Origin of the sequence: Pseudomonas sp., from assembly GCF_030698175.1 — a bacterium.
Lineage (GTDB): Bacteria > Pseudomonadota > Gammaproteobacteria > Pseudomonadales > Pseudomonadaceae > Aquipseudomonas.
Map to the genome: position 1 here is coordinate 16354 of NZ_JAUYNT010000028.1, position 13440 is coordinate 29793.

At 55.7% G+C, this 13440-nt stretch carries 13 protein-coding genes; all 13 read right to left on the reverse strand.

Features of this window, described 5'->3' with window-relative positions:
- Window positions 1-275: 275 nt before the first annotated feature.
- Window positions 276-785: a carbon storage regulator gene (locus Q8R10_RS20915; protein ID WP_371133347.1), complete on the reverse strand. Its 510-nt coding sequence runs from the start codon at window positions 783-785 to the stop codon at window positions 276-278.
- Between the two features lie 171 nt (window positions 786-956).
- Window positions 957-1532 (reverse strand): TetR/AcrR family transcriptional regulator, encoded by a 576-nt coding sequence (locus Q8R10_RS14445; RefSeq protein WP_305654542.1) that lies wholly within the window; start codon window positions 1530-1532, stop codon window positions 957-959.
- Window positions 1533-2358: 826 nt separating this feature from the next.
- Window positions 2359-4203 (reverse strand): glutamine--fructose-6-phosphate transaminase (isomerizing), encoded by a 1845-nt coding sequence (gene glmS / locus Q8R10_RS14450; protein WP_305654543.1) that lies wholly within the window; start codon window positions 4201-4203, stop codon window positions 2359-2361.
- Window positions 4204-4214: 11 nt separating this feature from the next.
- Window positions 4215-4991, reverse strand: a complete 777-nt coding sequence (locus Q8R10_RS14455; protein ID WP_305654735.1) for a DeoR/GlpR family DNA-binding transcription regulator — start codon at window positions 4989-4991, stop codon at window positions 4215-4217.
- Window positions 4992-5157: 166 nt separating this feature from the next.
- Complete coding sequence (gene glmU / locus Q8R10_RS14460; RefSeq protein ID WP_305654544.1) at window positions 5158-6516, reverse strand: bifunctional UDP-N-acetylglucosamine diphosphorylase/glucosamine-1-phosphate N-acetyltransferase GlmU; 1359 nt, start codon at window positions 6514-6516, stop codon at window positions 5158-5160.
- Window positions 6517-6635: 119 nt separating this feature from the next.
- Window positions 6636-7061: a F0F1 ATP synthase subunit epsilon gene (locus Q8R10_RS14465; protein WP_305654545.1), complete on the reverse strand. Its 426-nt coding sequence runs from the start codon at window positions 7059-7061 to the stop codon at window positions 6636-6638.
- Window positions 7062-7242: 181 nt separating this feature from the next.
- The gene (gene atpD / locus Q8R10_RS14470) at window positions 7243-8619 is read right to left on the reverse strand and encodes a F0F1 ATP synthase subunit beta (RefSeq protein ID WP_305654546.1); all 1377 of its coding nucleotides are present in this window, start codon (window positions 8617-8619) and stop codon (window positions 7243-7245) included.
- Between the two features lie 16 nt (window positions 8620-8635).
- Entirely contained in the window at window positions 8636-9496 is an 861-nt protein-coding gene (atpG, locus tag Q8R10_RS14475; RefSeq protein WP_305654547.1) for a F0F1 ATP synthase subunit gamma, read from the reverse strand.
- Window positions 9497-9546: 50 nt separating this feature from the next.
- Window positions 9547-11091, reverse strand: a complete 1545-nt coding sequence (gene atpA, locus Q8R10_RS14480; protein ID WP_305654548.1) for a F0F1 ATP synthase subunit alpha — start codon at window positions 11089-11091, stop codon at window positions 9547-9549.
- A gap of 21 nt (window positions 11092-11112) precedes the next feature.
- A complete protein-coding gene (locus tag Q8R10_RS14485) occupies window positions 11113-11649 on the reverse strand; it encodes a F0F1 ATP synthase subunit delta (RefSeq protein WP_305654549.1) in 537 nt (178 codons plus the stop codon).
- A gap of 12 nt (window positions 11650-11661) precedes the next feature.
- Complete coding sequence (locus Q8R10_RS14490) at window positions 11662-12132, reverse strand: F0F1 ATP synthase subunit B (protein ID WP_305654550.1); 471 nt, start codon at window positions 12130-12132, stop codon at window positions 11662-11664.
- Between the two features lie 45 nt (window positions 12133-12177).
- Complete coding sequence (gene atpE / locus Q8R10_RS14495) at window positions 12178-12435, reverse strand: F0F1 ATP synthase subunit C (protein ID WP_305654551.1); 258 nt, start codon at window positions 12433-12435, stop codon at window positions 12178-12180.
- A gap of 132 nt (window positions 12436-12567) precedes the next feature.
- Window positions 12568-13437: a F0F1 ATP synthase subunit A gene (gene atpB / locus Q8R10_RS14500; RefSeq protein WP_305654552.1), complete on the reverse strand. Its 870-nt coding sequence runs from the start codon at window positions 13435-13437 to the stop codon at window positions 12568-12570.
- Window positions 13438-13440 lie beyond the last annotated feature (3 nt).

Below are 13440 nucleotides of genomic sequence, written 5' to 3' on the forward strand. Positions count from 1 at the left end.
GCGAATTTATGTGCGGAACCCACGCTCGTCAAGAGGTTTTCCATGAATTTTAATTTTATTATCCGATACTGACTAACGCATCAAGAACACAGGTTGGAGCTGAGTCACTGGACACTCATACGCTATGAATGCGAGCTTTTCATGACTGTTCTGCAACCGAAGTAGTATTCAGCAATGAAGCGGATGGCTTGAAGGGAGGTCTATTTAGCAAGCGAATCAATTTGTCTGATTGGCTCACGGTCTCTCACCTATTCGGTAGATTCCACTGGTGGTCATCAACTTGCCGGCACCACAGAGTTTCCTTTGCGCGACGACCTAATGCTGTTGCTGATAAATGGATTGGGCGGTTGTTGCCTGCCCCTCGTAATCAGTTCACTTCTCACGATATAAAGCTCCTGAGCTGCGCGGATCCGGATGCGAACCTGATTGCTCTTGATCTCCGCAATTTCCAACTCGATGCGGTGATTACGAAGGGCTAAAACTGCCTCGTCTGGAGCATACGAGCCCCTTCGCAGGATTGTGATTTCATCTCCTGCTCGGCGGGACAGTGCAAGGCAGCAGTGTTCTCTATCACTTGAATACGGTACTGCCAGCAGTTCGGCTCGGCTCGCGAGTATGCCCTCTGGGGTACGAATAACGATTCGTGCAAGGTGTCGCCCCACACTGAGAACTCGTATGCGAATTCCCTCGGCCAAGAGGCATCGCATTATTAATTCCGGAGATGCATCTTTCCATTCGAGGACAATTTTTTGTCCCGGCTTTCTAGTTGTGTCAAGAAGCTTCATTTTTCATCCTTAATCCCGAAAATCTTCGATCATCCATGATCATTTCGGCCCATCAGAGGCCTGTATGTGAATCTGACTCGAATGACTACAACCCTCATCCTAAGCGCCAAACCTCCTTAATAACGAAATCACCCGCTTATTTGTTACCCAGCCCGGTCTGATGCAAATGACCTAGTCAGAAATTTTCTGAGAAAGAATCCGCTCGGTTGCCTCTACTATTTTGTTCACGATGATTGGGTCATTAACTGCTCGGCAAAGCGTCACAGCCCCCGCCAAGGTCGCCAGAGCCATAAGGGCCATCTCGACATTTTTAGGTGCCCCCGTCGAAACGGGTCCAGACACTATGATCTCGACCACCTCGCTTAAACTGCTCTCAAAATCAGCCCGTGATGACTCATCAGATCTGGCCATCTCAGGCGCTAGACTTTGCAACCCACAGCTCTCTGAAAGCGCGCACTGTCGCTTCTCACCTAGGTAAAACCTCACAAACTCTGGCCACCAGGCAGAGCCATGAATTGCTTGAAATTGGCGAATCCCCTCCTTGAGATCCTCCATCCCTAAGGTGACAGCGGCGCGAAAAGCTTCAGCTTTGGATGCGAAATGGGTATAGAAAGCACCTGAAGTCACCCCTGCCTCCTTTGCCATGCCATCAACACCAGAACCAGCGAATCCGCCCACCCGAAAACCTCGGCCAGCTGCATCAAGGATTCGCTGGCGGGTATAGATCTTTTGTTCAATACGCTTCATGGGCCTCTCCAGGTCGAGCGAGCTCGATCTTGCATAGACAACGATCGTTACGTACCATAGCATAACGGTCGTTATCTTAACCTTAAAAACCCTTCGACTACGACTGTGTTTTCGCTGACCCCGAACTACCCACTAGCGCTTGCTAAAGCGCTCTTGACCTATTTCATAAGCACAGGAACCCTCCCAGCTTATGGAAGAGGTTTATTCTTGAGGAGATCGTTCATGAAAGACCAAATGACCACACGTAACTTGAGCTACTCGTTATTGCTGCTCTTGATCTCACTGACCGCGACCCAGGTTAGTGCTGGTCAGATGCGTCTAGTTAGTGACTTCGGTAGTGAGCACCTGGGAGGACAGCTCCGTATTGACAGGGCAACAATCGTCAACTCCATAGCTGAGAACGGTAGTGAACGAAGGATCGAACAAACCCGAATAGAAACTCAGAAACGAAGAAGCAAAGTTGCTGAAGGCGGCTCAGATCGTTCAATTAAATCTAAGCGTCGAGCCTAAAAAACGGTGAAGTAAGGTACCTATAGACACATTGTCGATAGGTACTTTTTACACAAAAACCCACTGGTAGTGATCCACTTGTGCCAGAGGTTGTGAGCCACCGGGAGGTGTCCACGCTTCACAAGGAGCATCGCTGACTGAGTGGGAGTACCCCGCGAAACGGACTCGCATTGCGGGGTATAGCGGAGACAGCATTACAACCTCGTAGAGAGATTGTGGACGAGGAAAATCGCCACAAGTACTTACTCGGCGCAGAAAAAGCACCCGTGACAATCTTTATTTATCGTAGGTGATCAGCTGTGGACTTTAGTTCGCCTTATTCCACCGTCACCGACTTGGCCAAGTTGCGTGGCTGGTCGACGTCGGTGCCCTTGAGGATGGCGACGTAGTAGGACAGCAACTGCAGCGGGATGGTGTACAGAATCGGCGCCAGGGCATCGTGGATGTGCGGCATGTTCACCACGTGGGTGCCCTCGCCATTGCGCATGCCGGCCTGCTGGTCGGCAAACACAATCAACTCACCGCCACGGGCGCGCACTTCCTGCAGGTTGGACTTGAGCTTCTCCAGCAACTCGTTGTTTGGCGCCACTGTGACCACCGGCATATCGCTGTCGACCAGGGCCAAGGGGCCATGCTTGAGCTCGCCGGCCGGGTAAGCCTCGGCGTGGATATAGGAGATTTCCTTGAGCTTCAGCGCGCCTTCCATCGCCACCGGGTATTGTGCGCCGCGGCCGAGGAACAGCGTGTGGTGCTTCTCGGCGAACAGCTCGGCGAGCTTCTCGATGGTCTTGTCCATCGCCAGCGCTTCACCCAGACGGGTTGGCAGGCGGCGCAGTTCGGCCACCAGTTCGGCTTCAAGCGCTTTGCTCAGAGTGCCACGCACTTGACCCAGCGACAGGGTCAACAGCATCAACGCCACCAGCTGGGTGGTGAAGGCTTTGGTCGAAGCCACGCCAATTTCCGGGCCGGCTTGGGTCAGCAAAGTGAGAGCCGACTCGCGCACCAAGGAGCTGGTGCCGACGTTGCAAATCGCCAGGCTGCTGAGAAACCCCAGCTCTTTAGCGTTGCGCAGGGCGGCCAAGGTATCGGCGGTTTCGCCGGACTGGGAGATGCTGACGAACAGGCTGTCTGGATGCACCACCACCTTGCGGTAGCGGAACTCGCTGGCCACTTCGATCTGGCAGGGAATCCCGGCCAGTTCTTCCAGCCAGTAACGGGCGACCATGCCGGCGTGATAACTGGTGCCGCAGGCAACTATCTGTACATTCTTGACCTGGGCAAACAGCTCGGCGGCTTGCGGGCCGAAGGCTTGTACGAGCACATGGTCCGCGCCTAAACGGCCTTCCAGCGCGCGTTGCACGACCTTGGGCTGTTCGTGAATTTCCTTGAGCATAAAGTGCCGGAACTCGCCCTTGTCGGCGGCTTCGGCACCTTCGTGGTATTGCACCTGCTCGCGTTGCACGGACTGCCCAGCGGCGTCCCAAATCTGCAGGCTGTCGCGGCGGATTTCGGCGATGTCGCCTTCTTCCAGGTAGACGAACCTGTCGGTCACTTGCCGTAGCGCCAGCTGGTCGGAGGCCAAGAAGTTTTCGCCCATGCCCAAACCAATCACCAGCGGGCTGCCACTGCGGGCCGCCAGCAAGCGGTCCGGCTGCTTGGCGCTGATCACCGCCAGGCCATAAGCGCCGTGCAACTCGGGAATCGCCGCCTTCAGTGCATCGGCCAGATCGGCGTGCGCTTTGAGCTTGTGGTGCAACAAGTGAACGATGGTTTCGGTGTCGGTATCCGAGCTGAACACATAGCCGAGACCTTGCAGGCGCTCGCGCAAGGCTTCGTGGTTTTCGATGATGCCGTTGTGCACCACCGCCAACTCATCGCCGGGCTCTTTACCTGAGAAGTGCGGGTGGGCATTGCGCTCGCAGGGCGCGCCATGGGTGGCCCAGCGGGTGTGGGCAATGCCCAGACGGCCGATCAGCGGTTCGCCGGCCAGGGCTTGCTCCAGCTCGGCGACCTTGCCCGAACGGCGGAGACGCTGCAGCCCATCCTCGGTGAATACCGCCACACCGGCGCTGTCATAACCGCGGTACTCCAGGCGCTTGAGACCTTCGACCAAAATTGCAGTGATATTACGTTCGGCGACTGCGCCAACAATGCCACACATAGCGTTACTCCTTACTTAGCTGGGACTGCGGCGCAGATCAAAATGATCCCGCGCGCGGTTATCTGTGCACGAGCCTCGGGGGCGAGGCGCTCGTCGGTTATCAGGGTATGGATGCTGCTCCAGGGCAGCTCCAGATTAGGAATCTTGCGGCCGATTTTATCCGACTCCAGCAGCACTATGACCTCGCGGGCCACCTCGGCCATCACCCGGCTCAGGCCGAGCAGTTCATTGAAGGTGGTGGTACCACGGGCCAGATCGATACCATCGGCGCCGATAAACAACTGGTCAAAATCGTAGGAGCGCAGCACTTGTTCGGCCACCTGACCTTGGAACGACTCGGAATGCGGGTCCCAAGTGCCGCCAGTCATCAGCAATACCGGCTCATGTTCAAGTTCACTCAGGGCGCGGGCCACATTCAGTGAGTTGGTCATCACCACTAGGCCGGGCTTATGGCCCAGTTGCGGGATCATCGCAGCAGTGGTGCTGCCGCTATCGATAATGATCCGCGCGTGTTCGCGGATACAACCGGCAGCCGCAGTGGCGATTGCTTGCTTATAGGGTGAGAGGGGCTGAGTCGGCTCGCTGATTAACTCGTGCGGCATCGGCACTGCGCCACCGTAGCGGCGCAGCAACAGACCGCTTTTTTCCAGCGCGGTGAGGTCCTTGCGGATGGTGACTTCCGAGGTGTCGAAAGCCTTGGCCAGCTGATCGACACTCACTTCGCCCTGCTCGGCGAGCAGAGCCAAAATGGCATGACGACGTTGCGGTGTGTTGCGCTTGGACATCAGATAGTTTCGATTCGAAAGATAACTGTGCGAATCAAAACCTAATGAAGCTTTTGCGTCAAGCCTGAAAACGACAAAAGGCCGTAGGATTGGTTGAGCGCAGCGATACCCATGCTGTTTGAGCGATCTCGGTGGCCAACAACGCTTCGCGGTTGACCACCCTACCGGCCTATTTCTTGGTTGGGCGCTTCCAGCCTTCGATATTGCGTTGCTTGGCGCGGCCGACGGCCAGGGTGTTGGCCGGCACATCGGCGGTAATCACCGAGCCGGCGCCGGTGGTGGTTTTGTCGCCCAACATCAGGGGCGCAACCAGCGAGCTGTTGGAGCCGATAAACACGTCCTCACCCATAACGGTCTTGAACTTGTTGGCACCGTCATAGTTGCAGGTGATGGTGCCGGCGCCGATGTTAGTTCGCGCGCCTATCACCGCATCGCCGAGATAACTCAGGTGGCCAGCCTTGGCGCCGTCACCTAACTGAGCGTTCTTCAATTCGACGAAGTTACCCACATGGGCCTTGGCGCCCAGCACTGTGCCAGGACGCAAGCGCGCGAAGGGACCGCAATCACTGCCCGCGCCCAGCTCGGCGCCATCCAGATGACTGTTGGCTTTAACCTGCGCACCCTGGCGCAGAATGCTGTCCTTGATCACGCAGTTGGGGCCGATTTGCACATTGTCTTCGATGATGACCCGGCCTTCGAGAATCACGTTCACATCGATCAGCACATCGCGACCGACAGTCACCTCGCCACGCACATCGAAACGCGCCGGATCGCGCAGGGTCACGCCTTGCGCCATCAAGCGCCGTGCCGCGCGGTATTGGTAATGCCGCTCCAACTGCGCCAGTTGCATACGGTCGTTGGCACCCAGCACTTCCATTTCGTCGTTGGCTTGTTCGGTGGCAACCACTAGGCCGTCGGCCACCGCCATGGCGATCACGTCGGTTAAATAGTATTCGCCCTGGGCATTGCTGTTCGACAGCCGGCCCAGCCAGTCGGCCAACAACTTGCCAGGCACCGCCAGAATGCCGGTGTTGCCTTCACAGATGGCGCGCTGCGCGGGCGTGGCATCCTTATGCTCGACTATGGCCAGGACCACAGCCTGATCGTCACGGACGATGCGCCCGTAGCCTGTCGGGTCGAGCAGATCGACCGTCAGCAGCCCAAGCTGTCGTGGCCCGACTTGCTGCAATAAACGCTGCAGGGTTTCCACCTCAATCAGCGGCACGTCACCATAGAGAATCAATACCCGCTCGGCACTCAAGGCCGGCAAGGCTTGCGCCACCGCGTGGCCAGTGCCCAGCTGCTCGCTCTGCAGGACAAAATTCAAATCATCAGCGGCTAAGCGCTCCCGCACCGCCTCGGCGCCGTGGCCAATCACCACTTGAATGCTCTGTGGTTGCAGTTGCCGCGCCGTATCTATCACGTGCCCGAGCATCGATTTACCCGCCACCGGATGCAATACCTTGGGCAGAGCCGAGCGCATGCGAGTGCCTTGGCCGGCGGCGAGAATGATGATATCGAGCGACATTAGGGGCTTCCTGCGGGTGGTTGGCGTTGATGGTGTGATGATTTCGGGCAAAAAATACGGGCAAAAAAAAGGGTAGCCAAGGCTACCCTTTTTCTCTATTGCGCTGAAGCCGTTGGTGATTAACCGCCGAACTTCTTACGCAACTGCTGAACAGTACGCAGCTGGGCTGCAACTTCAGCCAGATGAGCGGCAGCGGAGCCGTAATCGAACTCCGCGCTATGCTCATGCAGAGCCTTTTCAGCGGCCTTAAGGGCCGTCTGAGCAGCTGCTTCATCGATGTCTGCAGCGCGCAACACGGTATCGGCCAAGACCTTAATCATGTTCGGCTGAACTTCCAGGAAGCCACCGGAGATGTAGAACACCTCGGTTTCGCCGCCCTGCTTGATCACCCGAATCGGGCCCGGCTTCAGGTCAGTAATCAGTGGCGCGTGACCCAAAGCAATACCCAGATCACCCAGGTTGCCGTGTGCAACGACCATTTCTACCAGACCGGAAAAAATCTCCGCTTCCGCACTGACGATATCGCAATGGACTGTCATAGACATGTGCTTGCCTCACGAGTCGGGCAGTTGGCAGCTACTGCGCTCGGTCAAGCCGCGTTGAAAGCCGGTTCGGACTGCTCATTTACCGACGTAAACTCCGCGTCCTCACCGACTTTCGCCTTGCCTGTCCGTCGCTCGCGACGCTGTCAACAGCCCTTGACGCGCCCGTTGCCGGGCGCTCGGATTACAGTTTCTTGGCTTTCTCGACGGCTTCTTCGATACCACCAACCATGTAGAACGCTTGTTCTGGCAGATGGTCGTAGTCACCGTTAAGAATGCCTTTGAAGCCTGCGATGGTGTCTTTCAGGGAAACGTATTTGCCCGATGCACCGGTGAAGACTTCAGCCACGAAGAACGGCTGCGACAAGAAGCGCTGGATTTTACGCGCACGGGATACCAACTGCTTGTCGGTTTCCGACAGCTCATCCATACCCAGGATCGCGATGATGTCCTTCAGCTCTTTGTAGCGCTGCAGTACGTACTGAACGCTACGAGCGGTGTCGTAGTGCTCCTGGCCAATCACCATTGGATCCAGCTGACGCGAAGTCGAATCGAGTGGATCGACCGCTGGGTAGATACCCAGAGAGGCGATGTCACGCGACAGAACAACGGTAGCGTCCAAGTGGGCGAAGGTGGTCGCCGGGGACGGGTCAGTCAAGTCATCCGCAGGTACGTAAACGGCCTGGATCGAGGTGATCGAACCATTCTTGGTCGAAGTGATGCGCTCTTGCAGAGTGCCCATTTCTTCGGCCAGAGTCGGCTGATAACCCACGGCAGACGGCATACGGCCGAGCAGTGCAGATACTTCAGTACCGGCCAAGGTGTAACGGTAGATGTTGTCAACGAACAACAGTACGTCGTTACCTTCGTCACGGAACTTCTCGGCCATGGTCAGACCGGTCAAGGCTACGCGCAGACGGTTACCCGGCGGCTCGTTCATCTGACCGTAAACCAGTGCCACTTTGTCCAGAACGTTGGAGTCCTTCATCTCGTGGTAGAAGTCGTTACCCTCACGAGTACGCTCACCCACACCGGCGAACACGGAATAACCGCTGTGCTCGATGGCGATGTTACGGATCAGTTCCATCATGTTTACGGTTTTGCCTACACCGGCACCACCGAACAGACCAACCTTACCGCCTTTGGCGAACGGGCAGATCAGGTCGATAACCTTGATGCCAGTTTCCAACAGGTCGTTGCCGCCGGCTTGTTCAGCGAAAGTTGGCGCAGGACGGTGAATGCCCCAACGCTCTTCTTCGCCAATCGGGCCAGCTTCGTCGATTGGGTTGCCCAGTACGTCCATGATCCGGCCCAGGGTCGCTTTACCGACCGGTACGGAGATGGCTGCGCCAGTGTTTGCAACGTCCAGACCGCGCTTCAAGCCTTCGGTCGAACCCATTGCAATGGTACGTACCACGCCGTCACCCAGCTGTTGCTGAACTTCGAGAGTGGTTTCGGCGCCTTGAACTTTCAGGGCGTCATAAATGCTCGGAACCTGATCGCGCGGAAATTCCACGTCGATCACGGCGCCGATGATTTGAACGATACGTCCGCTACTCATAGCTGGTTCCTCTAAATTAGACCGCGGCTGCGCCGCCGACGATTTCCGAGATCTCTTGGGTGATCGCAGCCTGACGCGCCTTGTTGTAGATCAGCTGCAAATCGCTGATCAGGTCACCGGCGTTATCAGTAGCGTTCTTCATCGCGATCATCCGCGCTGCTTGTTCAGCGGCGTTGTTCTCGATCACCGCCTGGTACACCTGCGACTCCACGTAGCGAACCATCAAGCCGTCCAGCAGCTGTTTGGCGTCGGGTTCGTAGAGATAGTCCCAGTGATGCTTGAGTTCTTGATCAGCGGTAGCTACCAACGGAATCAACTGCTCAACTGTTGGTTGCTGCGTCATGGTGTTAACAAACTTGTTGGAGACTACCGAGAGACGATCAATACGGCTCTCTAAGTAAGCATCCAGCATCACCTTAACGCTACCGATCAGATCATTGATCGACGGTTCTTCACCAAGTTGGCTGATAGCTGCAACGACGTTACCGCCGTAGTTGCGGAAGAATGCCGCACCTTTGCTACCGACCACGCAGAGATCAATCTCCACGCCTTGTTCGCGGTTTACCGCCATGTCACGGACCAATGCCTTGAACAGGTTGGTGTTCAAGCCACCACACAGACCACGGTCACTGCTCACCACTACATAACCAACCCGCTTTACAGCGCGTTCGATCATGAAGCTATGGCGATATTCCGGGTTTGCGTTAGCCAAGTGACCAATCACCTGACGAATCCGCTCAGCATAGGGGCGGCCAGCAGCCATGCGCATTTGTGCCTTGCGCATTTTGCTGACAGCCACCTTTTCCATGGCGCTGGTGATCTTTTGCGTGCTTTTGATGCTCGCAATTTTACTGCGAATCTCTTTTGCGCCTGCCATGTAACACCTATCGGTTTAGCAGGCGGAGGTCTTGCGACCCCCGCTGCGGCTTACCAGGTTTGGGTGGCCTTGAACTTCTCGATACCGGCTTTCATGCCAGCGTCGATTTCGTCATTGAAGTCACCCTTCACGTTGATCTTCGCCATCAAATCGGCGAGATCGCGGTTGAAATAACCAATCAAGGCCTGCTCGAAGCTGCCGATCTTGGTGATTTCGATATCCACCAGGAAGCCGCGTTCTGCGGCGTACAGGGACAACGACATGTCAGCGATCGACATCGGCGCGTATTGCTTCTGCTTCATCAGCTCGGTAACGCGCTGACCATGCTCAAGCTGCTTACGAGTGGCTTCGTCCAGGTCAGAAGCGAACTGGGCGAAAGCCGCCAATTCACGGTACTGAGCCAGAGCGGTACGGATACCACCGGAAAGCTTCTTGATAATCTTGGTCTGCGCAGCGCCACCAACACGCGATACCGAAACACCAGCGTTCACAGCCGGACGAATACCGGAGTTGAACATCGCCGATTCCAGGAAGATCTGACCGTCGGTGATCGAAATCACGTTGGTCGGAACGAACGCGGAAACGTCGCCAGCTTGAGTTTCGATGATCGGCAATGCGGTCAAGGAACCGGTTTTACCAGTCACAGCACCGTTGGTGAACTTCTCAACGTACTCTTCGGATACACGCGATGCGCGCTCCAATAGACGGCTATGGAGATAGAACACGTCGCCTGGGTAAGCTTCACGGCCTGGTGGACGGCGCAGCAGCAGGGAAATCTGGCGATAAGCCACTGCTTGCTTGGACAGATCGTCATAAACGATCAGCGCGTCTTCACCGCGGTCACGGAAGTACTCGCCCATGGTGCAACCGGCGTACGGTGCAATAAATTGCAGCGCAGCAGATTCGGAAGCACTGGCGGCAACGATGATGGTGTTAGCCAAAGCGCCGTTTTCTTCGAGCTTGCGCACTACGTTAGCGATGGTCGATTGCTTCTGACCAATAGCTACGTAAACGCAGTAAATCCCGCTGTTCTTCTGGTTGATGATCGCATCGATCGCCAGAGCGGTTTTACCGATCTGACGGTCGCCGATGATCAATTCACGCTGACCACGGCCAACCGGGATCATGGCATCAACGGCCTTGTAACCTGTTTGCACAGGTTGGTCGACCGACTTACGCCAGATCACGCCCGGAGCAACCTTCTCAACCGCGTCGGTAGCGACGTTGTTCAGAGGGCCTTTACCGTCGACAGGGTTACCCAGAGCATCGACTACGCGACCCAGCAGTTCCGGACCAACCGGTACTTCTAGAACGCGGCCGGTGCACTTGGCACTCATGCCTTCAGCCAGCGACTGGTAAGCACCTAGAACCACGGCGCCGACAGAGTCGCGCTCAAGGTTCATGGCCATACCGTAGACGCCACCCGGGAACTCGATCATTTCGCCGTACATTACGTCGGCGAGACCGTGAATCCGCACAATACCGTCAGACACGCTGACGATAGTGCCTTCGTTGCGGGCTTGGGAACTTACATCGAGTTTCTCGATGCGAGCCTTGATGATTTCACTTATTTCGGAAGGATTGAGTTGCTGCATTGCTCTGCTGCCCCTTCAAACTCAAGATTTCAATGCTTCGGCCAATTTCGCGAGTTTGCCGCGAACTGAGCCATCGATAACCAAGTCGCCAGCGCGGATTACGACGCCACCTATCAGGCTGGCATCCTCCGCAGCGTGCAGACGCACTTCACGACCGAGTCGTGCACTGAGAACCTTGGCGAGTTTGTCTTGCTGTTCATCGTTCAGCGCAAAGGCACTGGTAACGTCCACATCTACCGAGCGTTCTTGTTCTGCTTTATACAGATCGAACAAGGCGGCGATTTCCGGCAACAACTCCAAACGGTTGTTTTCCGAAACGATGATTAGGAAGTTACGCACCTGGGCGCTGAACTTGTCACCACACACCTCAATAAAGGTGGTGGCCTTATCTGTACTCGTCAAACGCGGTGCTTTGAGTACGCGCTGAACCGTGGCGTCTTGCGACACCGCGCCAGCCAAGCCAAGCAACTCAGACCATTGGGTCAATTGCTGATTGGCTTGAGCGTACTCAAAAGCAGCTTTAGCGTAAGGTCGGGCCAACGTGGTCAATTCTGCCATGATAGCCCTCGCTTAAATTTCGGCTGCCAGTTTCGCAACTAGCTCCGCATGAGCGTTTTGGTCGATAGTCGCGCTCAGAATCTTCTCAGCACCGCTGACTGCCAGGCTACCCAATTGGGCGCGCAGCGCATCTTTGACACTGTTAATTTCCTGCTCGATTTCGGCCTGAGCCTGAGCCTTCACACGTTCAGCTTCAACGCGAGCCTGATCACGGGCTTCGTCTACTAACTGAGTGCCGCGTTTCTTGGCTTGCTCGATGATTTCAGCTGCCTGCGTTTTTGCTTCGCGCAGTTGCTGACCCACTTTCTCGTGGGCCAGTTCCAGATCACGAGTAGCTCGGCTGGCAGCGTCCAGACCATCGGCGATCTTCTTTTGCCGTTCACGCATTGCTGTAATGACCGGAGGCCATACAAACTTCATGCAGAACATGACAAAGATGAAGAACGCAACGGACTGACCAATCAGGGTTGCATTAATGTTCACGCCAACACCTCACTCGTTCGTTGTCAGTAACTCTCAAAACGAGATTTACTGGGTAACTTGTGCCAAGAACGGGTTAGCAAAGGTGAAGAACAATGCGATACCAACACCGATCATGGTTACGGCGTCGAGCAGACCGGCAACGATGAACATTTTAACTTGCAGCATTGGAACCATTTCTGGTTGACGCGCGGCGCCTTCCAAGAACTTGCCACCCAACAGGCCAAAGCCAATAGCGGTACCCAAGGCACCCAGGCCAATCAGCAGTGCAACGGCGATCGCGGTTAGACCAACTACAGTTTCCATCTTTCCTCCCGACTTTTTACGTCGTATTGGTTAAAGGTTTTGATAAAGCGGTAAAACGGTGCAGCAAATTCAGTCTCTCGGCCCTTGCGGGCCCCTCTCCCAAGGAGAGGTCATTAACGGCGTTAGACGCTATTAATGGTTATCTTCGTGAGCCATGGCCAAGTAAACGATGGTCAGCATCATGAAGATGAACGCTTGCAGGGTGATGATCAGGATGTGGAACACAGCCCACGCCCATTGCAGCACTACGCCAAGGCCACTCAGCCAAAGCAAGCCACTGCCGAACATCACCGCAATCAAGATAAACACCAGCTCGCCGGCATACATGTTGCCGAACAGTCGCAGTGCCAGGGAAATTGGCTTGGCAACCAGGGTCACGAACTCAAGCAAGAAGTTCAGCGGAATCAGAATAATCTTGACCGCCAAGTTGTTGCTGCTGAACGGGTGCAGGGTGAGTTCGCCGATGAAGCCGCCGATGCCCTTGACCTTGATGCTGTAGAAAATGATCAGTGCAAACACCGACAGGGCCATGCCCAAGGTCGCGTTTGGATCTGTGGTCGGCACGGCGCGGAAGGGTATGTGTTCGTTGCCGGTAAGCAGAATCGCCAATTGAGGAATCCAGTCAACCGGAATCAGGTCGATGGTATTCATCATGAAGATCCAGACAAAAATCGTCAGGGCCAAGGGGGCAATCAGTGGGTTGCGGGCATGGAAGGTATCTTTGACGCTGCCGTCAACGAAATCGACCATCACCTCAACAAAGTTTTGCAGCGCCCCAGGTTGGCCGGAAGTGGCTTTCCTTGCGGCGAGGCGGAAAATCAGGATAAAGATCAGACCCAATGCAACAGACCAGCCGAGGGTATCGACGTGGAATGCCCAAAAGCCCATTTCTTTTGCTTGTGCGGCGGTGTGGGCGAAGCCCCAATCACCACTGGCCAGACGCCCGAAAGTCAGGTTCTGTAAGTGATGCTGGATATAGCCCGAAGCGGTTTCTGCTGCCATGGT